The organism is Arthrobacter sp. AIWTK1 (assembly GCF_056680535.1).
In genome coordinates this window covers 1,702,742-1,726,653 of the sequence record NZ_CM155287.1, presented here as the reverse complement: position 1 = coordinate 1,726,653, position 23,912 = coordinate 1,702,742, and the positions used below count along the sequence as shown (strand labels likewise).

The window sequence follows — 23,912 nt, the reverse complement described above, 5'->3', positions numbered from 1 at the left end:
CCACTGTTAGCCGTGCATCCTGCTGCTGACACGCGACAGGTCTGCGGCCCCGATGAGCCCGGCGTTGGGCCCCAGCGCTGCCAGTGCGATCTCCGCCGCCGGCCGGAACCCGCGCCCGGTCAGGTTGCGGGCAAAGGCCTTCCGCGCCGGGGCCACCAGCAGTTCCCCCGCATCGCACAGGCCTCCGCCGATCACGAACTTTCCAGGGTCCAGCGCGGCAGCCAGGTTGGCCAGCCCCAGGCCCAGCCATTCCCCGACGTCCTCCAGCAGCTCTCGGGAGGTGGGGTCCCCCGCCTTGGCCAGTTCCGTCACAATGGCCCCGGTGATGCGGTCCACGTGACCGTCCACGGCCTTCAGGAGTTCCTGTGCCACGGGCGAATTGGCAGCGGCCAGTTCGCGGGCTTCGCGGCCCAGGGCGTTTCCGGACGCGTACTGTTCCCAGCAGCCGCGGTTTCCGCATTCGCAGCGGTGGCCGCCGGGCATAATGATCTGGTGGCCGAATTCACCCGCGACGCCAAAGCGGCCGCGTTCCAGCCGGCCGTCCATCACCATGGCACCGCCGATCCCCGTACCGAGGGTGATGCAGACGAGCCTGCTTTGTCCCTGCCCGGCACCAAAGCGCCATTCCGCCCACGCGGCAGCATCGGCGTCGTTGGTCAGGAGCACCGGACGGCGGAGCAGGCGCTGGAGGTTGTCCCGGAGCGGCTCATTGCGCCAGGCGAGGTGCGGGCTGAACAGCACCGTCCCGCCGTCGAGGTCCATCCACCCGGCCGCGCCGATTCCCACCGACCAGATGCGGTGGCCGCGGCTTAACTCCTCCACGAGTTCCACAATCACCTGTTCGACCGCCCGCGGGTCGTTCCCGGGCGTGGAGCGCCTGGCCTGGCTGAGGATGCGGCCGTCGGCATCGACCACGCCGGCAGCAACCTTCGTGCCTCCGATGTCCACGCCGATCGCCAGCCCTTTGCGCCCCAGCCGGAGATGCTCACGGAAGCTTTGGCTGGCGGCCAGCGCATCCTGCCCGGCGGGCTTCCTGCGGCGCCAGGCGGCGGTCCGTCGATAGGGTCTGGGCAGGTCGCCGGGCGAAGGTGTGTGCATGGTTCCCTAGTCTATTGCCCGGCCCCCGTTTTCCGGCGGAGCCAGCCCTGCCGGGCAGGGCCCCCGAGATGCTTCCGGGGACGGCTCCCGGCGGGCGGGAGTGGCGGGTTTCAGGCACTTAATCGTAAAGTTACTCGCCAGTAGGTGAAACAGGACACACCTCCGCAACGGGCGTACTAGTGTTATCAGTACCCTCTGCGGGTCTATGGATAACAAAGGAGCTATCGTGCGCGAATTCAGTGTTCCGCCCTTGGTGAACGTACCCCCGGAAACCAACATCACCGACCTGGTGTTGCGGCAGGCCGCCAAGGCCTCGAACCCTTCCCTGTTTTCGCGGCTCGATGCCGCCGGACAGTGGCAGGACATTTCTGCCACGGATTTCCTCGCCGACGTCCGCGTCCTGGCCAAGGGACTCATGGCAAGCGGCGTGGCCGCCGGCGACCGTGTCGGCATCATGTCCCGCACCCGCTACGAGTGGGCGCTGGTGGACTTTGCCATCTGGTTCGCGGGCGGCATCTCCGTTCCCATTTATGAAACGTCCTCCCCCAGCCAGGTTGCCTGGAACCTGGGCGACTCCGGTGCCGTCGCCGCCTTTGGCGAGTCGGCGCACCACGAGGACGTCATCCGGCAGGCAGCCACGTCCGAGGGACTTTCCTCCCTCGCCCACGTCTGGCAGCTTGAGGGTGCCGGGCTGGACGGGCTGCGCTCCGCGGGGACCGCGGTCAGCGACGCGGACCTGGAAGCCCGCCGGAGCCTGGCTTCCCTGGCCGACGTCGCGACGATCATCTACACCTCAGGCACCACCGGAAGGCCCAAGGGCTGCGAACTGACGCACGGCAACTTCGTGGAGCTGTCCGAGAACGCCCTCGCCACGTCGTTGTCAGGCATAGTCCACGAGCAGGCGCGGACCATCATGTTCCTGCCGCTGGCCCACGTGTTCGCACGGTTTATCTCCGTCCTGGCCGTGGCAGCCGGCGTCACCGTGGCGCACACCCCCGACATCAAGCACCTCCTGCCGGATCTGCAGAGCTACAAGCCTACGTTCATCCTCGCCGTGCCGCGCGTATTCGAAAAGGTCTACAACTCCGCGCTGACAAAGGCCGAGGACGGCGGCAAGGGTGCTATCTTCCACAAGGCCGCAGACACCGCCATCGCCTACTCGCGGGCCCGGCAGGCCGGTTCCATCGGGTTCGGCCTCAAACTCCGCCACGCGCTGTTCGACAAGCTCGTCTACAGCAAGCTTCGCGCGGCCATGGGCGGCCAGGTGGCCCACGCAGTGTCCGGCGGCGGACCGCTGGGAGAACGCCTGGGGCACTTCTTCCAGGGCATCGGCATGCAGATCCTCGAAGGCTACGGCCTGACCGAAACCACTGCGCCGATCACCGTCAATACTCCGTCGCTCATCAGGATCGGGACGGTGGGCGCTCCCCTGCCGGGAAATGCGGTGAAAATAGCCGACGACGGCGAGATCCTCGCCAAGGGCGTCTGCGTGATGCGCGGCTACTACAAGCGCGACGACCTCGCCGCCGACACCTTCGTGGACGGCTGGTTCCGCACAGGCGACATCGGTCAAATGGATGCAGACGGCTTCCTGACCATCACGGGCCGCAAGAAGGAAATCATCGTGACAGCCAGCGGCAAGAACGTGGTACCCGCCCTGCTGGAAGACCAGATCCGTGCCGACGCCCTCGTCTCACAGGTCCTGGTGGTGGGAGACAACATGCCGTTCATCGGCGCCTTGGTCACCCTCGATGAGGAAGCCCTGCCGGGTTGGCTGCAGCGTCACGGCCTGCCGGCCGGCACCACCGTTGCCGAGGCGGCAGGCAATCCGGTGGTGAAGGCAGCCGTCCAGGACCTGATTACCCGCGCCAACCAGTCCGTGTCCCAGGCGGAGGCCATCAAGTCGTTCCGGATCGTGCCGTCCGATTTCACCGAGGCATCCGGTCACCTCACCCCGTCCATGAAGGTCAAGCGGGCCCAGGTGATGAAGGACTTCGAATCGGTCATCGGCGAAATGTATGCTGCACCGCGCCCGGCCCGCACGGAGCCGTCCGGACAGCACTAGCGCTGGTCCGTCCCGGCGGTTGCCGGACTGGTTGATATACGGCATTGATTGTAAAGCGGAAGGGCCTCCCGGCGAATGAACCGGTCCCCAAAAGTTGGACTCGCAAATGTGCGACGTCTTCACTTTAGCGGCTAGCGATTCGGCTCTTCGAAGAAGGCCCCGTCCCAACTGGGACGGGGCCTTCTTCGCGTAGGACTTACTTACGTGCGAAACCTAGGCGGATCGAGCAAATCGGCTGACATCCGTCGTGTGGCGAGGTCCGGGCTATATGTCACGAACCCCGTCGCATCAGGGTGATCACATCCTGAATGATGATTCCGGTAGCTAGCCCCACGGGAAGGAGAGCCACCCATTCAACCTGAGGTACCAACCGTGATACCAGGACGCTGCCCACGACTCCTGAGATGAAGACGATTGCAACCCGCGCGCTCACCTGCCGCTTGGTCGCTGGCTTCTCATCCTTGGCGCTCATGCCGGTAATCCTATCGGCCGGCCCCAAGGCTTTCTAGCTTCGAATAGTCTTCAAAAAGTTGCACCGACCACCTGTGCCCTAAGCTGCGAGGGCCTGGGCACGGTACTGGATCGGGCTTAGGCCCTTTAGCTTTGTCGAGATTCTGTCGGTGTTGTACCAGCGGATGTATTGGTGCAGCGCTGTTGCAAGTGCGTCGGTGCTGAGGAACCGGACACGTCGGAAGAGCTCTTCCTTGAGGTGTCCGAAGAAGTTCTCCATGACGGCGTTGTCGTAGCAGTTGGCTTTGCGTGACATGGATTGGACTGCGCCGGCGTTGGCCAAGAGCGTGCGCCAGGAGTTGTGCTGATACTGGAACCCTTGGTCGGAATGCACGAGTGGTTTCTGCCCTTCCTCCAGCGCTCCCAAGGCGCCACGCAGGGAGGCATTGGCCAGCTCCAGATTTGGGGATGTCCCAATCGCGTAGGAGATGATCTGCCGGTCGAAAAGATCCATGATCGGTGAGAGGTAGAGCTTCCGCTCGCCCACGCTGAACTCCGTCACGTCCGTGACCCACTTCTGGTTTGGGGCGTCCGCTTCGAACTGCCGTTTCAGCAGATTAGGCGCCACGATGCCCTGCTCGCCCTGGTAGGAGTTGTACCGCTTCCTGCTTCGGACCTTGCAGACCAGACGCAGGGAACGCATCAGCTTCAGGACGCTCTTCTTGGCGACCCTCCAGCCTTGCTTGAGGAGTTCGATATGGATCCGCCGGTGCCCGTACCGGCCGTGGTTCTTTGTGAAAATCTCTCTGATAACAGCCTTCAGGGATGCCCGCGGATCGGGGCCATTGAGTCGGGACTGGTGGTAGAAGAACGTAGACCGGGCTAACCCGGCTACGTCCAGGAGAACTTCCAACCGGTGCTCAGCCTTGAGGGCGATGACAGCGCGAACCTTTAGCGCTGTTCCCCGTCCCTCAAGGCGTTTACTTTTCCCAGGAAGGCCACCTCTGCGCGCAGGCGTTCGTTCTCGCGGCGCAGCCTCTGCAGCTCGGGTTCCGGCTGCGCGGGAACCTCCGGGTTCTTCCTTGGCCGGCCTTTTGGTTTCGGGCGCAGGCCTTCCTCACCTTCAGCCCTATATTGCCCTGCCCACACTGTGATCAGGTGTGGCGACGACAGCTCGAGCTCCTTGGCTAGGGCCACCCTGTTCTCGCCGGAGATGTATCGATGCACAGCATTGAGCTTGAACTCGAACGAATACAGCCGCTTCACTGGTTTGGTCACAAGAGCAGTATCTCCGCGAACGCGCCACCTGTCGTATAAACGGAGGACTGCTTTCGTACCTACTCCAAGCTTTGTTGCTACAGCTCTGGTACCCCAACCACGTTCAAACAGAGCCACTGCGGCCCCGCGCTGCTCTACAGATAACGAACTGCCTTTAACCATGAAACTGCTCCCCGAGAGTCAGAACTGAATTTTCAGTCCAACTTTTGGGGAGCAGTTCAGAATGCCGGGAGGCCCTTCCGTTGTGTCTGACTTGATGTGCGTGTTACTCGACGACGAGCAGCAGGTCTCCGCCCTGTACCTGTTCCACGGCGCCGACTGCGAGGCGCGAAACGGTGCCGGCCACCGGCGTCGTGATGGAGGCCTCCATCTTCATGGCCTCGATGGTGGCAACGGTGTCGCCTGCGTTGACGGCGTCGCCCACCTTGACCGTGAGGGTCACAGCACCGGCGAACGGTGCGGCAACGTGGCCCGGCTGGCTGGCATCCGCTTTTTCGGCTGCCTTGACATTGCTGACCACGGAGCGGTCGCGGACCACAACGGGCCTGGACTGTCCGTTGAGCGTGCACATGACGGTGCGCATGCCCTTCTCGTCCGGCTCCGATACGGCTTCGAGGGAGGCGATCAGCCGTACGCCCTTCTCGAGTTCGATCTCGTGCTCGGCTCCGCGCTGGAGGCCGAAGAGGTAGTCACGGGTGTCCAGGACGGAGAGGTTGCCGTAGGTCTCCACGCTCTTCTGGTAGTCCTTCGTGGGGCCCTCGAAAAGCAGGCGGTTGAGGGTCTGCTGGCGGGTCTTGGAGTCGCCCTTCAACGCTGCACTGTCCTCGGCGCTCAGCTCGGCGTCCCGTACCTTGATGCTGCGGCCCTGGAGGGCTTTGGTGCGGAACGGCTCCGGCCAGCCTCCGGGAGGGTCGCCCAGTTCGCCGGAGAGGAAGCCGATGACGGAATCCGGAATGTCGTAATTCTGCGGGTTTTCGTTGAAGTCCGCAGGATCGGCATTGAGGCCAACGAGATGCAGGGCAAGGTCGCCCACCACCTTCGAGGACGGGGTGACTTTCACGAGCCGGCCCAGGATGCGGTCGGCTGCGGTGTACATGTCCTCGATGGCCTCGAACCGTTCGCCGAGGCCGAGGGCCATGGCCTGCTGCCGCAGGTTGGAGAGCTGGCCGCCCGGGATCTCGTGCTGGTAGACACGGCCGGTGGGGCCCGGCAGGCCTGACTCGAACGGAGCGTAGACGCGCCGCACGGCCTCCCAGTAGGGTTCCAGTGAGCTGACCTTGGCCAGCCCCAGGCCGGTGTCGCGCGGCGTGTGGGCCAGGGCGGCAACCAGGGCGGAGGCCGAGGGCTGGCTGGTGGTGCCGGCCAGCGAAGCCGACGCGACGTCCACTGCGTCCACTCCCGCGTCCACGGCTGCCAGGAGCGTGGCCAGCTGCCCGCCTGCGGTGTCGTGGGTGTGCAGGTGGACCGGGAGGTCAAAGCGTTCCCGCAAGGCCGCCACAAGCTTCGCAGCGGCGGCCGGACGCAGCAGCCCGGCCATGTCCTTGATGGCGAGGATATGGGCGCCGGCGTCGACGATCTTCTGCGCCAGCTCGAGGTAGTAGTCCAGCGTGTAGAGCTTTTCGTCCGGATCGAGCATGTCGCCCGTGTAGCAGAGGGCAACTTCCGCGACGGCGGTGCCGGTGGCCCGGACAGCCCGGATGGCCGGAGCCATCTGGTTGACGTCGTTAAGGGCGTCGAAGATCCGGAAGATGTCGATGCCGGTTGCTGCGGCCTCGTTGACGAATGCCTCGGTGACTTCCTCGGGGTACGGGGTGTAGCCCACGGTGTTGCGCCCGCGGAGCAGCATCTGCAGGCAGATGTTCGGCAGTGCTTTGCGCAGCGCGGCCAGCCTGTCCCACGGATCCTCGCCGAGGAACCTCAGGGCGACGTCGTACGTGGCACCGCCCCAGGCCTCCACGGACAGCAACTCGGGAAGCAGTGCGGACACGGCAGGGCCGGCCGCCACGAGGTCGCGGGTACGGACCCGGGTGGCAAGCAGTGACTGGTGGGCGTCACGGAAGGTGGTGTCGGTGACGGCGACCGCCTGCTGCTCGCGCAGGGCCTTGGCAAATCCCTCGGGACCCAGCTCAAGCAGGCGCTGGCGCGAACCCTTGGGGGCGGGGGTGTCCCCGACGGCGGGCAGCTTGGCTGCGGGGTCCGAGTGGACCGTGAGGTCGCCATTGGGCTTGTTGACGGTGACCTCTGCCAGCCAGGTCAGAAGCTTGGTGCCGCGGTCCGCGGAAACGCGGGCCTTGAGCAGCTCAGGGCGCTCATCGATGAAGCTGGTGGCCACATCGCCGGCAATGAAGTCCTTATCGTCCAGGACAGCCTGGAGGAAGGAGATGTTGGTGGATACGCCGCGGATGCGGAATTCAGCCAAGGCACGCCGCGCCCTGGCCACGGCTGCGGGGTAGTCGCGGCCGCGGCAGGTCAGCTTGACCAGCATGGAGTCGAAGTGCGGGCTGATCTCGGCACCCGAGTAGACGGTGCCGCCGTCGAGCCGTACGCCGGCACCGCCGGCGGAACGGTAACCGGTGATCTTCCCGACGTCGGGCCGGAAGCCGTTGGCCGGATCCTCGGTGGTGATGCGGCACTGCAGTGCGGCGCCCTTGAGCTGGACGGTGTCCTGCGACAGGCCAAGATCAGCGAGCGTCTCGCCGGACGCGATGCGCAGCTGGGCCTGGACCAGGTCCACGTCGGTGACTTCCTCGGTGACCGTGTGCTCCACCTGGATGCGCGGGTTCATCTCGATGAACACGTGCTGGCCGGCGCGTTCCCCGACGGTGTCCACGAGGAACTCCACGGTACCGGCGTTGACGTAATTGAGCGCCTTGGCGAACTTCACCGCATCGCGGTAGAGCGCCTGGCGGATCCCTTCATCCAGGTTCGGGGCCGGAGCGATCTCCACCACCTTCTGGTGGCGGCGCTGGATGGAGCAATCGCGTTCGAAGAGGTGCATGATGTTGCCCTCGGCATCGGCCAGGATCTGGACCTCAATGTGGCGGGGGCGGAGAACGGCCTGTTCCAGGAACATGGTGGGATCACCGAATGCGGCGTCGGCCTCGCGCATGGCAGCCTGCAGCGCCTCGGGAAGAGCCTCGCGGGTGTCCACGCGGCGCATGCCGCGACCTCCGCCGCCGGCTACGGCCTTGGCGAAAATGGGAAAGCCGATTTCATCCGCGGCCGCGATCAGCTCGTCCAGGTCCTTTGAAGGCTGGCTGGACTTAAGGACGGGAACGCCGGCGGCGCGCGCCGCTTCGAGGGCGGCAACCTTGTTTCCGGCCAGTTCAAGGACCTCCGCCGGCGGGCCGACAAAGGTGATACCGGCCTCTTTGGCAGCCCGGGCCAGCCGCGGGTTCTCGGAAAGGAAGCCATAGCCGGGGTAAATGGCGTCGGCGCCGGACTCCTTGGCCACGCGGACCACTTCGTCAACGTCCAGGTACGCGCGGACAGGGTGGCCCTCTTCACCGATCAGGTACGCTTCATCAGCCTTCTGGCGGTGGATGGAGTTACGGTCCTCGTTGGGGAACACGGCTACAGTCTTGGCGCCCAGCTCGTAGCCGGCACGGAAGGCGCGGATCGCGATTTCGCCGCGGTTAGCCACCAGAATTTTGGAAAACATACTTCTCCTGCATCATTGCGGGTGTATCGATAAGTGGTCACAGTGTGTAAGACGGGCGCGTGGAAACACAAATCATTGTGTCGACCATCACAAGATTATCCGTCATCTCAGCTGGATTAGGCAGAGCCAACCGGCGGCGACCCTGAGGGCAGCGTGGGATGCGCCGCACACACGCCCGATGAAACGGGATCCAACACCGCGGCAACATATGATGGTTCGGGGGTGCTTACGCGCGCCCTCCGCTCCGGGGAGCCGGAGCCGGCACTACCCCACCACGGCAACCGGCGTTAGGTATTGGTTTTTCAAGTGCAAGTAGTCAGCATCAGCAGCCTCAAAGGCGGGGTCGGCAAAACTTCCGTCACCACCGGATTGGCATCTGCGGCCCTGGCCGCCGGCATCCCCACCCTCGTGGTGGACCTCGATCCGCATGCGGATGCCAGCACGGCACTGGGTGTCCAGCCGGACGACCAGCTGGACATCGGCCGGATGCTCAAGAGCCCGCGCCGCGCCAAGCTTGCGGAGAACGTGGTCACCAGCGGGTGGGTGGCCCGGGAAAACTACAACGGAGCCCGGCCCGCCGTGCTGGACGTTGCTGTGGGCTCCGCATATACCGGCATTTACGACCGCCCGGACCTGGGCCGCAGGGATCTGCGCAGGCTCTCGGCGGTTCTGGCCGGCACGGACAAGTACCAGCTGATCCTTGTTGACTGCCCGCCCTCGCTGAACGGGTTGACCCGGATGGCATGGTCCGCAAGCGACAAAGTGGCCCTCGTTGCCGAGCCCGGGTTGTTTTCAGTGGCCGGAACTGAGCGCACCATGCGCGCCATCCAGCTGTTCCGCCAGGAGTTCGCACCCAGCCTCTCCCCCGCAGGCATTATTGCCAACCGCGTACGCTCGGGTTCCTCCGAGCACGCCTTCCGCCTCGCCGAGATGCAGTCGATGTTCGGCGAACTGCTGCTGACCCCGCACATCCCGGAACAGGCAAACTGGCAGCAAATCCAGGGTGCGGCGCATTCCGTGCACCACTGGCCGGGCGATTCCGCCAAGAACGCGGCCAGCCTCTTCAACACGCTCCTCGACAACCTCCTGGCCTCCAACGGCGCGGATTCCGCCGGGGCCCTCCGCGAACGCAGCCTTCGGTAGCGGATACCCCGGGGACGCCGTCGAAGGCAGCACCCGGACTCACCCGGTACAAGAACTCAACAGAAAGGCCGCCTTCCATCCGGAAGACGGCCTTTCTGTTGCTTGCGGGTCCGCTAAGGCACGGTGTCAGGCGCACTTGCGGTTTTAGCCGGTCTTGCGGGCGGCCCTGCGCTTGCTGAGCTCGTCATCCGGAAAGGACTGCTCGACGGCGTGCTCGCTGGGAAGCGCCGCGAGGCTCCCTTCCACTTCGCGCCATACCCGGCCGACCGCGATGCCGAAAACGCCCTGGCCGCCCTGGACCAGGTCAATGACCTCATCCGCAGACGTGCACTCGTAGACGCTCGCGCCGTCACTCATGAGGGTAATCTGCGCCAGGTCCTCGACGCCGCGTTCGCGCAAGTGCTCCACGGCGGACCGGATCTGCTGCAGTGAGACTCCCGTATCCAGCAGCCGCTTGACTACCTTCAGCACCAGGATGTCGCGGAAGCCGTAGAGACGCTGCGAACCGGAACCTGCAGCGCCCCGGACGGCGGGCTCAACCAGGCCGGTGCGCGCCCAGTAGTCCAGCTGGCGGTAGGTGATCCCTGCGGCCTTGCAGGCGGTCGGTCCGCGGTAACCCGCGTCTTCGTCCAGGACGGGGAGGTCTTCCGTGAAGAGGAGGCCCTGAGCACCGCTCGCGGGCAGGGCAACGCCTGTCGTTGAAGCCTGCTTTAGCTCGCCCGCTTCGCCTTTCGGACTCACGTGGACCCTCCTCGTCTTATGCTCCCCTAAGGAAGTCGCAGCAACAGCGATCGCGGATCTGAAATTCATCCGTGTAATTCAGCCGTGGCCGCACATTCCAGTGTGACTTGCGCGGCTGTTGTATGCAATGGGAACTTGATAACTTCGACGTTAGGCCCGCCGCGCCCCAAGGTCAAAGACGTTGGCCCCATTTCAGGGGCGTGTCGAAACTTTCAGCCTCAACTTTAACCTTAACGTGATCTCAGCCGTCGAAGTCTTCCGGTTCCACGTCGTCCAGGAACTCCCTGAACCGCCGCAGTTCGCGCTCTTCGTCCACGGTCGGACCGGGCTCGGTGTCTTCACCCTCGTCATGCTCGGTGATCCTGACCCCGGCCTCATCCATGACGGAGTCGGCGCACCAGATGCGGCACTTGGCCCGCAACGCCAGGGCAAGGGCATCCGAGGCCCTGGAACTGACGGTGGTGCCATTTTCGAACTGAAGCTGTCCGTAGAAGATATTGTCTTCGACGGCGACGATGTTCACACTGACAATGGAGTGGCCCAGCGACTCGACAACATCGATCAGGAGATCGTGCGTCATGGGCCGCGGTGGCACCACACCCTGCTGGGCCAACGCAATGGCGCTGGCTTCCGGGGTGCCAATCCAGATAGGCACGTGCCTTTCCCCGTGGATCTCCCGCAGCAGCACCAGCGGCTGGTTAGACGGCAGTTCGATCCTCACACCCACGATCTCGACTTCAATCATCAGATATCCATTCGCGATATACGGTCCTGCACCAGGGCACGGTGCAGCGTCAGGCAGAGATCACTGATTTCCCGGGCTGCCTCGGCAGCACGGGCATGGGAAGCTGCGTCCTTGCGGGAGGTCAGCGGCGCAACGGCACGCTCCACCAGCCCGAACTCCCGCTCCGCGGCGGCCTGGAACGGCCGCAGGTGGCGGGGTTCGAGGCCGTGGCTTTCCAGCTGCACGCAGGCGCGGGCCACCTGCAGGGCGTGTTCATCGAACTTCCCGTTGACGTGGCCGATCAGGCCGAATTCGAGGAGGGACCGCAGCAGCGGCACGCTGGCGCCGGACTCGGCGCGCAGCTGGTCCTCGCTCAGCCTGCGTACTTTGTTCTGCAGCTCGGTGGCGAGTTCGTCCGACACGATCCGAGGAGACACTGTGACGCCGGGCGGCAGGTTCTCCGGGCGTTCACCACGGTCAATGGCGTCGAGGTAATCCTTGATGACCTTCAGCGGGAGATACTGGTCCCGCTGAAGGGCCAGCACAAACCGGAGCCGCTCAACGTCCGTGTCTGCATACTGCCGGTAGCCGGCGGGGGTGCGTTGCGGGTTGATCAGGCCTTTTTCTTCAAGGAACCTGATTTTGGACGCGGTCATGCCGGGAAAGTCGTCGCTCAGCTGCGCGAGTACTTCCCCGATGTTCAGGACCTGGGGTCCGCGCCGTTCCGGTTGTGCCAGTGCCACAGGCAACTACCCCGGGATCAGACGTTGCCTGCTGCGCGGGCAGGGCTGAGGTAGAAAGTGAGCCGGAACTTGCCGATCTGGACTTCATTTCCTGATTTGAGTTCCACGCTGTCCACGCGGTCATGGTTGACGTAGGTGCCGTTGAGGCTGCCCGTATCCACCACTTCGAAGCTTCGTGCCGTGCGGCGGAATTCGACGTGGCGGCGGGACACCGTGACGTCGTCAAGGAAGATGTCTGCGTCCGGGTGCCGCCCGGCAGTGGTGACGTCGGAGTCCAGCAGGAAGCGGGCACCGGTGTTGGGGCCGCTGTGGGCGACCAGGAGCGCTGAGCCGTAAGGAAGGGCTTCCACTGCGACCCGCTCCTCCGGAGAGAGCTTGGGCGCGATGATCGGCTCGTCACGGATTGGCGTGAGGTGGATCGAGGTGGTCTCCGAAGCCTTCACTCCGCCCGTGCCGTAATCACCACCGCTGTGGCTATTTTCGTGACCAACCATGGATTCCTCCTCTTCCGTTGCAGATGTCCCCCTGCAAACAACGCGTGCCCTCCGGAAAAGCCTGGCAGATCCGGTCCTACGGCGTGTTGTCCGGCTGTTAATCCCTCAACAGCCGGACCTCCATGCCGGTTATCTTTAGCCTACCTGTTGTTCGTACTCCGATGCACTGAGCAGGGACTCCACCGCGTCGGCCTCAGCCAGCTTGACCTCAATCAGCCAGCCCTCGCCGTAAGGATCGCTATTGATGAGCGCGGAGTCGGTGTCCAGGGCCTCGTTCCTGGCGACGACTTCCCCGCTCACGGGAGCATAGATGTCGCTGACGCTCTTGGTGGACTCAACCTCGCCCACAACTTCGTTGGCCGTCACTTTGGTGCCGACTTCGGGCATCTGCGCGTACACGACGTCACCCAGTGCGTCCTGGGCAAAATCAGTGATGCCCACCCGCACCACGCCGTCAGCGCTCGGGGCGGAAACCCACTCGTGTTCGGCAGTGTAGGACAGGTCTTCGGGAATGTTGCTCATCAGGGGCCTTTCATCGGGTCAACCAGGAATGTTGGTCAATCAGCAATGTCAACGGAGGTCTGTAGAACAAGCCGCCGCTGAAAGTATATGCATATCAACTGCCCCGGCAGGGAGGCCTCCGTCGGGCCCTTGTGGCACAGTAGTGGCATGCCAGAACTTCCCGAAGTGGCCGGGCTGAGCGCTTTCCTGGGCGCCCGGCTTCGTGGAGCCGTGCTGACGAAAATCCAGATCGTGTCCTTCGCGGCCCTCAAGACGGCGGACCCGCCGTATACAGCGCTGGAAGGCCGCACCATTTCCGATGTCCAGCGCCGGGGAAAGTTCATCATCCTGGATGCGGGCGGAATCTATCTCGCCTTCCACCTGGCCAAGGCGGGGTGGCTGCGGTACACCGAATCGCCGTCGAACGCCGTCCTGGCGCGGGGCAAGGGGTATATTGCCGCGAGGCTGGAGTTTGCCAGGAGCGGACCCGAACCCGACGGCGGAGAATCCCATCTGGGGATCGACCTCACCGAGGCAGGTACCAGGAAAAGCCTGGCCCTCTACGTGGTCCGGGATCCGGAGCAGATCCCCGCCGTCGCGACGTTGGGCCCTGATCCGTTGAGCGACACGTTCGGACTTAACGAGTTCGCCGGAATTCTTTCCTCAAGCAGCCAGCAAATTAAGGGACTGTTACGGAACCAGGGGGTGATCGCCGGGATCGGCAACGCCTACAGCGACGAAATCCTCCACGCGGCCCGGATTTCACCCTTCGCCATCGCAAAGTCGTTGGACGCGGAGGCAGTCCGCCTCCTTTACGACTCTGTCCACGACATTCTGGGTGCCGCCGTGGCAGAGGCCGTGGGAAAGGCGCCGAATGAGCTGAAGGACGCGAAACGGAGCACCATGCGCGTCCACGGCCGGACCGGCCAGGCCTGCCCCGTCTGCGGAGACACGGTCCGGGAAGTGTCGTTTGCCGACAGGGCGCTGCAATACTGCCCGCGCTGCCAGACAGGCGGCAAGATCCTCGCGGACCGGAGGACGTCCAAGTTCCTCAAGTAGGGCGCAGGGAACAGTCCACCCGGCCGCGGCCGGGTGGAATGAAAAACAAAAAACCGCCCCGCTCCGGGATAACTCCCGGAGCGGGGCGGTTTTGTTGCTGGTCGGGCTGACAGGATTTGAACCTGCGACCCCTTGACCCCCAGTCAAGTGCGCTACCAAGCTGCGCTACAGCCCGTTAGTTCCGCCGTTCTCCGCCTCGGTTTTCCTCCTGGGTTGCCCCGGGATTTTTACCTCAGCAGTCCGGCCGAACCACCTCCAAAAGCTTACACGATTCCGGAGGGTGCCTGTGACACTTTGCGGGTGCCACGGGCGAGGTGTGTCGTAATTAACGCTTCTTGCCACGCTTTTCGCGGACACGCATGTTGACCTCGATCGGCGTTCCCTCGAACCCGAAGGTCTCGCGGAGACGCCGGGTGATAAAGCGGCGGTATCCCGGATCCAGGAAACCGGTGGTGAACAGGACGAACTTCGGCGGACGGCTGGACGCCTGGGTGCCGAAAAGGATGCGGGGCTGCTTGCCGCCGCGGACCGGGTGCGGGTGCGCAGCCACCAGTTCGCCGAGGAAGGCGTTCAGGCGTCCGGTGGGGATTCGCTTATCCCAGCTTTCCAGTGCAGTGTCCAGTGCAGGAACCAGTCGGTCCTTGTGCCAGCCGGTCAGAGCCGAAATGTTGACCCGCGGCGCCCAGGCGACGTGGGCCAGGTCCTGCTCGATTTCGCGCTCAAGGTAGGTGCGGCGTTCGTCGTCCAGCAGGTCCCATTTGTTGAACGCAAGGACAAGTGCACGGCCGGATTCGATGGCCAGCTGCAGGATGCGGACGTCCTGTTCACTGAGCACCTCGTCCACGGCGAGGAGCACGACGGCGACCTCCGCCTTTTCGAGGGCGCTCTGCGTACGCAGTGAGGCGTAGAAGTCTGCGCCCTGCGCCATGTGCTGGCGTCGGCGGATGCCGGCGGTATCGACGAAGCGCCACGTGCGTCCGCCGAGTTCGATGAACTCGTCGACGGGGTCGCGCGTGGTGCCGGCGGTGTTGTCCACCACAACGCGTTCGGAGCCGGCCAGTTTGTTCAGCAGCGAGGACTTGCCCACGTTGGGTCGCCCGATCAGGGCGATGCGGCGCGGGCCGCCGGAGCGCTCCAGTCCCTCGATGGTTGAGTACTCGGGCAGGGTGTCCATGACGTGGTCCAGGAGGTCGGCGACACCCCGGCCGTGCAGTGCCGATACCGGGTACGGTTCGCCGAAGCCGAGGCCCCAGAGCGTTGCCGAGTCGGCTTCCTGCGCAAAGTCATCCACCTTGTTGGCCACCATGATGACCGGCTTCTTGGATTTGCGGAGCATCTTCACGACGGCTTCGTCCGTGGCGGTCGCACCGACGGCGGAGTCCACGACGAACAGCACGGCGTCGGCGAGTTCCACAGCCATCTCGGCCTGTTCGGCCACGCGGGCGTGGATTCCGCGGGCATCGTGCTCCCAGCCGCCGGTGTCGACAACCGTGAAGTTCCGGCCGTTCCAGGTGGCTGAGTACATCACACGGTCACGCGTGACACCCGGGGTGTCCTCCACCACGGCTTCGCGGCGGCCCAGGATACGGTTCACCAGCGTGGACTTGCCCACGTTCGGCCGGCCGATGATGGCCAGGACCGGATCGAGCTTGACCGGACCGTCGAAGTCCTGGTCGTCGTAATGACCGCTCAGGAGGGCGGCGTCTTCTTCGTCGAGTTCGTAATCGTCCAGGCCGGCCCGGAGGGAGGCGGCGCGAAGCTCGGCCTCGTCATCGTCCAGGGCAGCAAGATGCTCCGCCACCTGGTCCGTGCCGGTGGGCGTGTATTCGTCTTCGCCGGCGCCAAATTTGCCGGAGGTTTGAGTCGTATCGCTCATTGCACTTTCCTTAGTGGTGATCTGCCGGCGTCCCGGCTACTTCTTCATGACGTTCTTGCGGGGAATCCGCGCCGGGCAAAGGCTGCCCGCTGAGTTGAATCGTTTGCTGGACATGCCGTGCCAGTGCAGCGCGGATCTCATTTCCCGCCCTGTCCATTGAAACACGCCCTGTGTCGCCGGGCCTGCGCCCTACAGCGAGGGGCTTGCCGAAGCTGACGTGCAGCCTCCGGCCCGGCCGCGGAACGGCGTCGAGGTGTTCGCCGCCGATCCTGGTGCCCAGGATGGCGACGGGAACCACGGACGCGCCGGAGTTCAGCGCGAGCCAGGCCACCCCGTTATTTATGGTGGAGGCTTCGCCGCTCCCCCGGGTTCCTTCAGGAAGGATGCCCACGCACCTGCCGGCGTCGAGCGCGCTCTTGCTTAGCTGCAGCGCAGCACGGTCGCCTGAACGGTCCACCGGAAGCTGGCCCGAGGCCGTGAGGACGCGCCCGAGGAACCCCTTGAACATTTCCTTCTTAACGAGGATGTGCATGGGGCGCGGTGATGCGCCGAACATCACGGGTCCGTCCAGGAAACTGATGTGGTTGCCGGCGAAGATCACAGGCCCAGCTGCCGGAACGTTGTCCCGTCCGTGGACTGTTGTCCGGTAGACGATGTGGTCCAGCATCCAGCCGACCGGGCGGCTCCAGGCCATGGTCCACGCACCGGGCAGGGCGCCGCCCGCTGCGGGCGGGCCCGGACGGCGGCCGCCGTCGTCAGTCACGGTTGAGGACCTTGTTGACGATGCCCAGGGCCGCGTCAACGGTGCCGTCGAAGTCCAGATCCGAGGAATCCAGGGTGACAACGCCGTCCGCCGCCGTGGTGAAATTGACCACCGTGGAGTCCTTGGCGTCGCGCTGGGTGACCTGGGCCGCCAACTGTTCGGCACTCTGCGTGCCGCCCAATTGGACGCCCCGGCGGCGAAGCCGCGCCTCCTCGCTCGCGGTCAGCAGCATGCGGACTTCGGCGCCCGGCGCCACAACGGTGGTGATGTCCCGTCCTTCCACCACGATGCGGCGGTGGTGGACCTCGATCAGCTCACGTTGCCGGCGGACCAGTTCCTTCCGTGCGCCGAGCGTGGTGGCGATGGCACTGACGGCCGAGGAGATGGCCGGTTCCCGGATGGCCTGGGTGACGTCGACGCCGCCGATCCGTACGTATTCTTCGTTCGGGGTGGTGCTGACGACCAGCGGCAGGTCCTCGGAGGCCTGCTCGATGGCAGCGGCGTCGCCTAGGTCGATACCCCTGTCCAGGCAGTACCAGGTGAGCGCCCGGTACATGGCGCCGGTGTCCAGGTAGGCCAGGCGGAGGCGTCGCGCCACTTCCCTGCTCACACTGGATTTTCCGGATCCCGAAGGGCCGTCGATGGCCACCACCAGCGGCCTGCCCTGGCGAAGCATGGGCACGGTTTCGATGAGTTCCTGTGTCATTACTGCAGTACCCGCCATCCACGGTCGTTGAGAGCTTCGATGAGCAGATCATGTTTGTTGGGCAAAACGGACAGTTCCACCATTCCTACATTCTGCCCGGAGGAGTGATCCAGCCGCAGGTCTTCAAGGTTGACCCCGATTTCGCCGATCTCCGTCAGGAGGCGGGCAATCTGGCCCGGCCGGTCGTCCACCAGGACGGTCAACCAGGAATAGGCCTGCGGAGGTCCGCCGTGCTTGCCCGGAATACGGGCCTGCCCGGCGTTGCCCTCGCTGATCAGCTGTGCCAGGTCGAGGCGGGCGCCGGGGGCCGTAGGATCTTCGAGGGTACCGATCAGCCGGTTGAGGTCCTCCCGGACCCCGTGCAGGATTTCGACCACCGGGCCGGCATTCGCGCCGAGGATCTGGACCCACAGCGTGGGGTCGCTGGCCGCAATGCGGGTGACGTCGCGCAGGCCGTTTCCGGCCAGGGACAGGGCGTGCAAGGGCGTGCCCTGCAGCCGGCTGGCCACCAGCGAAGACATCACCTGGGGAAGATGCGACACAAGCGCCACGGCGTGGTCATGTTCTTCGGCACCGAACTGCACCACCACTGCGCCGAGGTCGGTTGCCAAGGCACGGGCGGCCTGCAATGCACCGGGCGAGGTTTCCCCGGAAGGGCAAACCACCCACGGCATGGAGGTAAACAGCTCACCGCGGGCCGCCACCGGCCCGGACTTCTCCCGGCCGGCCATCGGATGCGTCCCCACGTAGCGGGAAAGATCCACACCCCGCCCGCGGAGGTCGGCCAGGATGCCCGCCTTCACACTGGCGATGTCCACCACTGTTGCGCCGGGGTAATCAGCCAGGGAGCGTTCCACCACGTCCGCCGTGACATCCGGCGGCGCGGCCACCACAACGAGTTCGGGCTGCTCGTCGCCAAGGCGCGACAACGGAAGGCCTGCCCCGATATCGACGGCGACTGCCTGGTTGGTGGGCGACGGGTCGGACAGGAACACGGATACTCCGCGGCCACGGAGCCCCAGGCCGATGCTGGTTCCCAGCAGCCCCGTGCCGATAACCACCACAGGTCCGTTCAGGTGCCCGCGGCCGTGGGTGCGAAAGGCAGACATGCGCTACAGCCCTACGGATGCCAGCAGGTGGCCGACTTCCTGCTTGCCGAGGTTGCGGATACTGCCCTGGCGCTGGTCTCCCAGGCCAATGGGACCCACCTTGACGCGCACGAGCCGGAGCACGGGGAAGCCGACGGCGTCAAAGAGACGGCGCACGATGCGGTTCTTGCCGGAGTGCAGCACGACCTCGATCAGCACGTGGCCCGGAGTGGAGTCCACCAGCTTGAACGAGTCCACCGACGCGAACCCGTCCTCGAGTTCAACGCCGGCCTTCAGCTGCGCGCCGATTCCCTGCGGGAAGGGGCCCCGGACCTGGACCAGGTACGTCTTGGGTACCTCGTAGGACGGGTGCGTCAAACGGTTGGCGAGTTCGCCGTCGTTGGTCAACAGCAGCAGCCCCTCGGTGGCGACGTCGAGCCGTCCCACGTGGAAGAGGCGTTCGCCGTGGGTGTTGCGGACGAAGTCGCTGATGCACGGACGGCCGTCCGGGTCCTCCATGGTGGACACAACGCCCTTGGGCTTGTTGAACACCATGTAGACCATGTTTTCGTCCAGCTGGATGCGCAGGCCGTCGACGTGGATCACTGCCGTCTTCGGGTCGACGCGGACGCCGAGTTCAGTGACCACCTTGCCGTCCACTTCGACGCGTCCCTCAGAGATCATTTCCTCGCACACGCGCCGTGAAGCGACGCCGGCGGAGGCCATGACTTTCTGCAGGCGGATGCCGTCTGCATCGTGCATTTCGGACTGCGGAACATCGCCGCGGGGTCCGCGCTTGCGCGAAGGCTTGCGGACGGCGCCGAGGTTCTGCCCGAACCGTTCGCCGCCGAAGGCGCGCGTGCCGAATGTCTTGGCTGCAGCGGACCGCGGCTTGGGCTTCAGCGCGCCGGGAGTGCCGGGCACCTTGCCGGCGCCGGGCTTGCGAGAACCGGGCTTCCGGGCGGCAGGTTTGCCCTGCTTCCAGTCGCCGGCCGCCGGGCGGTCTGCCGGTGCGCCGGCCGGACCCTGCAGGTCCGGATCGACGAATGCCTCTTCGCGGGGCTTGGGGCGCTTGAAGGGGCGGTCGCCGCCTCCCTTGTAGCCTGCGCCGCTGGCGCCGCCGGCACGGCTGGCACCGCCCTGCACCGGATTGCGTCCGGCCCTTTTCTGTCCCGCTTTGCTCTGTTCGGCGCTGTTGCGTCCCGAACTGTTACGTGGTGAACCCTGGCGTCCCGCCTGTGTCATGACCCGTCCTTCGTTATGTTGGCCGGCGATGGTTGTCTCCCGACAACACTAGCCAGCCGGGCGAATTTAATCCGCCCTGGTGGATACTCGTGCGCAGGCATGGATACTGCCTACATTCTTCCGGCGTCGTAGAACTCTTCGATGCCTTCAAGCCCTGGAAGATGGGGTGAAAGCTGCGGCAACTCAGCCACCGAGCCGATTCCCATGCGTTCCAGGAAATACGACGTCGTGCGGTAAAGGACGGCTCCGGATTCGGGATCGGTCCCCGAATCTTCAATCAGTCCCCGCTGCATCAGCGTCCGCACGACAGAGTCAACATTAACTCCTCGAATTGCAGACACCCTGGCCCTTGAGACGGGCTGGCGGTAAGCGATGACGGCGAGCGTTTCCAGCGCCGCCTGCGTCAGCCTGGCTGTCTGTCCTTCCAGAACGAACCCGCCCACGACGTCGGCAAAATCCGCACGGGAATAGATGCGCCAGCCTCCGGCGATATTCCGCAATTCAAAACCCCGGGGTCTGGAGGTGTTGCCGGCAGTGTTCATAAGAGCAGTGTTGGCAACGTCCGAGTCCGGGGCATTAACAGTATAGCCGTTATACTCACGCTGAAGTTCCGCCAGGAGCTGCTCCACGGCGTCAACCGTGAGATTGAGCCCGGCGGCCAGTTCGACGGCGGTGGCCGGCTGGTCAATGACCATCAGCACCGCCTCGATGGCGGCACGTGCGCCGCCGGGAAGTTCGGCGACGTTCAAGCCGCTGTCAGCTTCCCCGGCGGTTCCGGGATCCGGGGCGTTGGCGCTCACGGCTGCTCCTCGTATTCCTCGGTGAGATTTTCGCTGCTCCAGTCATCGCGTCCCGCCGTCCAGTGGACCGTCAGGTCGCCCAGCGGGAGGAGCTGGTCGAACGCTACCGCCTTGTCCCTGAACATTTCCAGGAGTGCCAGGAACCGGGCCACCACAACCAGCGTCGACTCGGCGTCCGCGATCAGTGCCCGGAAGGACAACGGCCGTCCTGCCTGGAGCTTCAGTCCCAGGATTTCAGCCTGTTCCTTCACGCTGACGGCACTCCCGTGCAGGTGCGCCAGTCCAACCTCGATGGGGGCTGCTTCCTTGGGCTTCAGCGCGGCTTCCGCCAGGGCGGCGAACTGCCCGGGCGTGTGCCGCCACACGAGTTCCGGAAGCAGCGCCGCGAAGTGCTCTTCAAGGGCAACCTGGCGGGGAAAACTGCGGGCTTCGAGTTCAAGCGTGGAGTTGATCAGTCCGGCCACCTGTTTGAAGGCCTTGTACTGGAGCAGGCGGGCGAAGAGGAGGTCGCGCGCTTCGAGCAAGGCGACATCTTCGTCGTCCTCGACTTCCCCTGCCGGCAGGAGCCGGGCGGCCTTGAGGTCGAGGAGCGTAGCTGCGATGACCAGGAACTCACTGGCCTCGTCAAGCGCCCACTCCTCGCCCAGCTGCTGGAGGTTCCTGATGTACTTGATGAATTCGTCGGTCACCGTGGCCAGGGCCACCTCGGTGATGTCCAGCTGGTGTTTGCTGATCAGGCCGAGCAGCAGGTCAAAGGGGCCGGTGAAGTTGGCGAGCCGGACTTCGAAGCCGGGTTTTTTCCCGGACCCGGCCAGCGGGTCGGCTGCCGGGAGTTCCGCCGGGTCCGCCTGCGGGCCCGCGGGTGCGAGCGGGGTGCCTGCCAGTGCCACGACCTTGGCTAGGGCGCGCCGCCGCGCGAAATCAGTTCCTTGGCCAGGCGCCGGTACGCGTCGGCACCGATGTGGTTGGCGGCGTAGCTGGTGATTGGTTCCGCGGCCACTGTGGCGTCGGCAAACTTGATGGAGCGCTTGATGACAGTCTCGAAAACCTTGTCCCCGAAGGCTTCCACCAACCTGCTGATGACTTCCCGGCTGTGCAGCGTGCGGGCGTCGTACATCGTGGCCAGCACGCCGTCCACCTGGAGCCTGGGGTTCAGCCGGTCCTGGACCTTGTCGATGGTTTCCACCAGCAGCGCCACGGCACGGAGTGCAAAGAATTCGCAGATCAGCGGGATGATGACGCCGTGCGCCGCAGTGAGGGCGTTGACAGTCAGCAGGCCAAGCGACGGCTGGCAGTCAATCAGGACGACGTCGTATTCGTCCTCAACCTTCTTCAGGGCACGGTCCAGCACTTGTTCACGCGCCACTTCGTTGACTAGCTGCACTTCCGCGGCAGAAAGGTCGATGTTCGCGGGCAGCAGGTCGACGTTTTCGACGCCGGTGTGCTGGATGGCGTCCCGGATGTCCACTTTGCGGTCCATCAGGACGTTGTAGACCGTCAGGTCCAGTTCGTGCGGATTGGTCCCAAGGCCTGCGGACAGCGCGCCCTGGGGGTCGAAGTCCACCAGCAGGACACGGCGGCCGTATTCGGCGAGCGCGGCGGCCAGATTAATGGTGGAGGTCGTTTTGCCGACGCCGCCCTTCTGGTTCACCATGGCGATCACACGGGCGGGGCCATGGGACGAGAGCGGCGCAGGCTCGGGAAATTCGCGGTAGGGGCGACCGGTAGGACCCATGACGGCGTCTTCCAGGTCGAGTTCGGTGCCTTCCAGAGTTGCTGAACCCTGTTCGCTGCTCACGTATCTATCCACACTTTCGATGACGTTGATGTCCTGCCGCTGAGTGTTCAGCGCCTATGGTTCTTCCCACCAAGGTTACAGCGCCGCATCCGCGATTCAACGGAACTTGACACACGCCCTTGCCTGAGCCTTGACCTTCTGGTAAAGGTCGAAGGTTGGTGGGCCCGGCGCAAAAAGACCGCCCGTGCAGGATGATCCTGCACGGGCGGTTCAGTTGTTGGCTTGGGCCGTTGGTTCGGTCCGGCCGTTCAGGGGGCAGTTCAGGCGCGGGCCGGAGCCGGTGCCGCAACTTCCTGTTCGGTGTGGTGGCCGGCGATCATGGTCTGCTCGTCGAAGGGCTCTTCGCCGGACAGGACACGCTCCACCTGGCCGCCGTCGATTTCCTTGACCCAGGTGCCGATCAGGACCGTGGCCACGGCGTTCCCCGTGAAGTTGGTCAGGGCGCGGGCCTCGGACATAAAGCGGTCGATGCCGACGATCATGCCGACGCCGCCAAGCAGCTCGGGCTTGTGGGCCTGCAGGCCTGCAGCCAGGGTGGCCAGGCCGGCGCCGGTGACGCCTGCTGCGCCCTTGGAAGCGATGATCATGAAGATCAGCAGGGAAATCTGCGCGCCAAGGTCCAGCGGGGTGCCCATGGCGTTCGCCACGAACAGGGATGCCATGGTCAGGTAGATGGCGGTGCCGTCAAGGTTGAAGGAGTATCCGGTGGGAACCGTCACGCCCACGACCGGCTTGGACACACCGAGGTGTTCCATCTTGGCGATGAGGCGCGGCAGGGCGGCTTCGGAGGAGGACGTGGAGAAGATCAGCAGGTATTCCCGGGCCAGGTACTTCATGAGGCGGAAGATGTTGACGCCGGCCACGACCTGCAGGAGGCCGCCGAGGATGACGACGATGAACAGTGCGCAGGTGATGTAGAACGCCAGCATCAGGGTGAACATGCTCACGATCGCCTGGAAGCCGGTGGCGCCGACAACTGCGGCGATGGCACCGAAGGCACCAACCGGCGCCAGCCACATGACCATGATGAGGATGCGGAAGACAAGCGCCTGGCCGTGGCCGATGGCCTTGAGGATGGGGGCACCCTGGGGGCCCATTTTCTGCAGTGCGAAGCCGACGAGGATCGCGGCCAGCAGGGTGGGCAGCACCGGAATGTCGCCCGGGATGATGCCCAGCAGGAAGTCAACCGTGCTGTCGGTGGCGGCCTTCTTATTGGGATCGTACGGCGTCAGCTTGAGGCCTTCGCCGGGGTGGATGAGGTTGCCCACCACGAGGCCGATGGCCAGCGCGAAGGTGGACATCACGATGAAGTAGCCCAGCGCCAGGCCGCCCACCTTGCCGACAGTGGCAGCCTTCGCGATGGAGCCGATGCCCAGGACGATGGTGCAGAAGATCACCGGAGCGATCATCATCTTGATCAGCTTGATGAAGCCGTCGCCCAGCGGTTTGAGTGATTTGCCGACCTCCGGGAACATGAGGCCGATCACTGCGCCGAGGATCACGGCAACGATGACGGCAATGTAGAGGTAGTGCGACTTGTCGAGTCCTTTGCGCTTTGCCTTGACAGGCGCAGCTGACTCTCCTCGTTGAGAAGCCATGATGTGTCTCCTTATGGATAATCTGGAAGACGTTGCGGCACAGTCTCTGGGCTCTGCACGTCCGTCCGGTGTGATATCCAT

22 protein-coding genes, 1 tRNA gene and 1 pseudogene are annotated in these 23,912 nt (G+C 64.7%); 3 read left to right on the top strand and 21 right to left on the bottom strand.

Features of this window, described 5'->3' with window-relative positions; translation table 11 throughout:
• Positions 1 to 6: 6 nt before the first annotated feature.
• Positions 7 to 1,098, bottom strand: coding sequence for an ROK family glucokinase (locus AC1MDG_RS07910; protein WP_043480400.1), 1,092 nt, complete (start codon positions 1,096 to 1,098; stop codon positions 7 to 9).
• Between the two features lie 226 nt (positions 1,099 to 1,324).
• Here AC1MDG_RS07910 and AC1MDG_RS07905 point away from each other — a divergent pair, with 226 nt between their 5' ends.
• On the top strand, positions 1,325 to 3,163 hold the full coding sequence (locus AC1MDG_RS07905; RefSeq protein ID WP_479808458.1) for an AMP-dependent synthetase/ligase: 1,839 nt from the start codon (positions 1,325 to 1,327) through the stop codon (positions 3,161 to 3,163).
• Positions 3,164 to 3,434: 271 nt separating this feature from the next.
• Here AC1MDG_RS07905 and AC1MDG_RS07900 read toward each other — a convergent pair whose 3' ends face one another.
• The 5 genes and pseudogenes from AC1MDG_RS07900 to AC1MDG_RS07880 form a co-directional block, all read right to left on the bottom strand.
• Positions 3,435 to 3,635: a hypothetical protein gene (locus AC1MDG_RS07900; RefSeq protein WP_479808457.1), complete on the bottom strand. Its 201-nt coding sequence runs from the start codon at positions 3,633 to 3,635 to the stop codon at positions 3,435 to 3,437.
• Positions 3,636 to 3,713: 78 nt separating this feature from the next.
• On the bottom strand, positions 3,714 to 4,526 hold the full coding sequence (locus AC1MDG_RS07895; protein WP_479808456.1) for an IS3 family transposase: 813 nt from the start codon (positions 4,524 to 4,526) through the stop codon (positions 3,714 to 3,716).
• 38 nt (positions 4,527 to 4,564) lie between these two features.
• The gene (locus tag AC1MDG_RS07890) at positions 4,565 to 4,891 is read right to left on the bottom strand and encodes a helix-turn-helix domain-containing protein (protein ID WP_479809050.1); all 327 of its coding nucleotides are present in this window, start codon (positions 4,889 to 4,891) and stop codon (positions 4,565 to 4,567) included.
• A 60-nt stretch (positions 4,892 to 4,951) separates the two neighbouring features.
• Positions 4,952 to 5,053 (bottom strand): annotated as a pseudogene (locus AC1MDG_RS07885) (hypothetical protein); the annotation flags it as partial.
• Between the two features lie 103 nt (positions 5,054 to 5,156).
• On the bottom strand, positions 5,157 to 8,552 hold the full coding sequence (locus AC1MDG_RS07880; protein ID WP_479808455.1) for a pyruvate carboxylase: 3,396 nt from the start codon (positions 8,550 to 8,552) through the stop codon (positions 5,157 to 5,159).
• A 306-nt stretch (positions 8,553 to 8,858) separates the two neighbouring features.
• Here AC1MDG_RS07880 and AC1MDG_RS07875 point away from each other — a divergent pair, with 306 nt between their 5' ends.
• On the top strand, positions 8,859 to 9,695 hold the full coding sequence (locus AC1MDG_RS07875; protein ID WP_479808454.1) for a ParA family protein: 837 nt from the start codon (positions 8,859 to 8,861) through the stop codon (positions 9,693 to 9,695).
• Between the two features lie 144 nt (positions 9,696 to 9,839).
• Here AC1MDG_RS07875 and AC1MDG_RS07870 read toward each other — a convergent pair whose 3' ends face one another.
• The 5 genes from AC1MDG_RS07870 to gcvH form a co-directional block, all read right to left on the bottom strand.
• A complete protein-coding gene (locus tag AC1MDG_RS07870; RefSeq protein WP_043480387.1) occupies positions 9,840 to 10,436 on the bottom strand; it encodes a MerR family transcriptional regulator in 597 nt (198 codons plus the stop codon).
• A 241-nt stretch (positions 10,437 to 10,677) separates the two neighbouring features.
• Complete coding sequence (locus tag AC1MDG_RS07865; protein ID WP_043480385.1) at positions 10,678 to 11,181, bottom strand: bifunctional nuclease family protein; 504 nt, start codon at positions 11,179 to 11,181, stop codon at positions 10,678 to 10,680.
• On the bottom strand, positions 11,181 to 11,897 hold the full coding sequence (ftsR, locus tag AC1MDG_RS07860; RefSeq protein WP_043430536.1) for a transcriptional regulator FtsR: 717 nt from the start codon (positions 11,895 to 11,897) through the stop codon (positions 11,181 to 11,183). The genes AC1MDG_RS07865 and ftsR overlap by 1 nt, the downstream gene beginning before the upstream one ends.
• Positions 11,898 to 11,920: 23 nt before the next feature.
• Complete coding sequence (locus tag AC1MDG_RS07855; RefSeq protein ID WP_011691401.1) at positions 11,921 to 12,397, bottom strand: FHA domain-containing protein; 477 nt, start codon at positions 12,395 to 12,397, stop codon at positions 11,921 to 11,923.
• Between the two features lie 135 nt (positions 12,398 to 12,532).
• Positions 12,533 to 12,919, bottom strand: coding sequence for a glycine cleavage system protein GcvH (gene gcvH / locus AC1MDG_RS07850; protein ID WP_043480382.1), 387 nt, complete (start codon positions 12,917 to 12,919; stop codon positions 12,533 to 12,535).
• 147 nt (positions 12,920 to 13,066) lie between these two features.
• Between gcvH and AC1MDG_RS07845 the strand changes: the two genes are divergently transcribed.
• Positions 13,067 to 13,957, top strand: a complete 891-nt coding sequence (locus tag AC1MDG_RS07845; protein WP_479808453.1) for an Fpg/Nei family DNA glycosylase — start codon at positions 13,067 to 13,069, stop codon at positions 13,955 to 13,957.
• A gap of 98 nt (positions 13,958 to 14,055) precedes the next feature.
• Here AC1MDG_RS07845 and AC1MDG_RS07840 read toward each other — a convergent pair.
• The 10 genes from AC1MDG_RS07840 to AC1MDG_RS07795 all read right to left on the bottom strand — a co-directional run bounded on the left by AC1MDG_RS07840 (position 14,056) and on the right by AC1MDG_RS07795 (position 23,831).
• A tRNA-Pro gene (locus AC1MDG_RS07840) sits at positions 14,056 to 14,132 on the bottom strand.
• Between the two features lie 150 nt (positions 14,133 to 14,282).
• Complete coding sequence (der, locus tag AC1MDG_RS07835; protein ID WP_043480377.1) at positions 14,283 to 15,833, bottom strand: ribosome biogenesis GTPase Der; 1,551 nt, start codon at positions 15,831 to 15,833, stop codon at positions 14,283 to 14,285.
• Between the two features lie 10 nt (positions 15,834 to 15,843).
• The gene (locus AC1MDG_RS07830; protein ID WP_479809049.1) at positions 15,844 to 16,527 is read right to left on the bottom strand and encodes a lysophospholipid acyltransferase family protein; all 684 of its coding nucleotides are present in this window, start codon (positions 16,525 to 16,527) and stop codon (positions 15,844 to 15,846) included.
• A gap of 61 nt (positions 16,528 to 16,588) precedes the next feature.
• Complete coding sequence (cmk, locus tag AC1MDG_RS07825; protein WP_479808452.1) at positions 16,589 to 17,302, bottom strand: (d)CMP kinase; 714 nt, start codon at positions 17,300 to 17,302, stop codon at positions 16,589 to 16,591.
• Positions 17,302 to 18,411 (bottom strand): prephenate dehydrogenase, encoded by a 1,110-nt coding sequence (locus AC1MDG_RS07820; RefSeq protein ID WP_043480372.1) that lies wholly within the window; start codon positions 18,409 to 18,411, stop codon positions 17,302 to 17,304. Before AC1MDG_RS07820 ends, cmk begins: the two co-directional genes overlap by 1 nt.
• Before the next feature lie 3 nt (positions 18,412 to 18,414).
• Positions 18,415 to 19,635, bottom strand: coding sequence for a pseudouridine synthase (locus AC1MDG_RS07815; RefSeq protein ID WP_479808451.1), 1,221 nt, complete (start codon positions 19,633 to 19,635; stop codon positions 18,415 to 18,417).
• Positions 19,636 to 19,745: 110 nt separating this feature from the next.
• Positions 19,746 to 20,330, bottom strand: coding sequence for an SMC-Scp complex subunit ScpB (gene scpB / locus AC1MDG_RS07810; protein WP_479809048.1), 585 nt, complete (start codon positions 20,328 to 20,330; stop codon positions 19,746 to 19,748).
• A gap of 101 nt (positions 20,331 to 20,431) precedes the next feature.
• Positions 20,432 to 21,250 carry a segregation and condensation protein A gene (locus AC1MDG_RS07805; protein ID WP_479809047.1) on the bottom strand — a complete coding sequence of 273 codons (819 nt, stop codon included), beginning with the start codon at positions 21,248 to 21,250 and terminating at the stop codon, positions 20,432 to 20,434.
• 83 nt (positions 21,251 to 21,333) lie between these two features.
• Positions 21,334 to 22,233, bottom strand: coding sequence for a ParA family protein (locus AC1MDG_RS07800; RefSeq protein ID WP_043480364.1), 900 nt, complete (start codon positions 22,231 to 22,233; stop codon positions 21,334 to 21,336).
• Positions 22,234 to 22,493: 260 nt separating this feature from the next.
• The gene (locus AC1MDG_RS07795; RefSeq protein ID WP_043480362.1) at positions 22,494 to 23,831 is read right to left on the bottom strand and encodes a cation:dicarboxylate symporter family transporter; all 1,338 of its coding nucleotides are present in this window, start codon (positions 23,829 to 23,831) and stop codon (positions 22,494 to 22,496) included.
• Positions 23,832 to 23,912: the final 81 nt, after the last annotated feature.

Excerpts from the sequence above, each read along its gene's own strand:
- AC1MDG_RS07820 (WP_043480372.1), bottom strand. The coding sequence starts at position 18,411 with ATGTCTGCCTTTCGCACCCACGGCCGCGGGCACCTGAACGGACCTGTG.
- AC1MDG_RS07865 (WP_043480385.1), bottom strand. The coding sequence starts at position 11,181 with ATGATTGAAGTCGAGATCGTGGGTGTGAGGATCGAACTGCCGTCTAAC.
- AC1MDG_RS07910 (WP_043480400.1), bottom strand. The coding sequence starts at position 1,098 with ATGCACACACCTTCGCCCGGCGACCTGCCCAGACCCTATCGACGGACC.
- der (WP_043480377.1), bottom strand. The coding sequence starts at position 15,833 with ATGAGCGATACGACTCAAACCTCCGGCAAATTTGGCGCCGGCGAAGAC.
- AC1MDG_RS07845 (WP_479808453.1), top strand. The coding sequence starts at position 13,067 with ATGCCAGAACTTCCCGAAGTGGCCGGGCTGAGCGCTTTCCTGGGCGCC.
- gcvH (WP_043480382.1), bottom strand. The coding sequence starts at position 12,919 with ATGAGCAACATTCCCGAAGACCTGTCCTACACTGCCGAACACGAGTGG.
- AC1MDG_RS07815 (WP_479808451.1), bottom strand. The coding sequence starts at position 19,635 with ATGACACAGGCGGGACGCCAGGGTTCACCACGTAACAGTTCGGGACGC.
- AC1MDG_RS07795 (WP_043480362.1), bottom strand. The coding sequence starts at position 23,831 with ATGGCTTCTCAACGAGGAGAGTCAGCTGCGCCTGTCAAGGCAAAGCGC.
- AC1MDG_RS07900 (WP_479808457.1), bottom strand. The coding sequence starts at position 3,635 with ATGAGCGCCAAGGATGAGAAGCCAGCGACCAAGCGGCAGGTGAGCGCG.
- AC1MDG_RS07880 (WP_479808455.1), bottom strand. The coding sequence starts at position 8,552 with ATGTTTTCCAAAATTCTGGTGGCTAACCGCGGCGAAATCGCGATCCGC.
- AC1MDG_RS07855 (WP_011691401.1), bottom strand. The coding sequence starts at position 12,397 with ATGGTTGGTCACGAAAATAGCCACAGCGGTGGTGATTACGGCACGGGC.
- AC1MDG_RS07830 (WP_479809049.1), bottom strand. The coding sequence starts at position 16,527 with ATGGCCTGGAGCCGCCCGGTCGGCTGGATGCTGGACCACATCGTCTAC.
- scpB (WP_479809048.1), bottom strand. The coding sequence starts at position 20,330 with ATGGTCATTGACCAGCCGGCCACCGCCGTCGAACTGGCCGCCGGGCTC.
- cmk (WP_479808452.1), bottom strand. The coding sequence starts at position 17,302 with ATGACACAGGAACTCATCGAAACCGTGCCCATGCTTCGCCAGGGCAGG.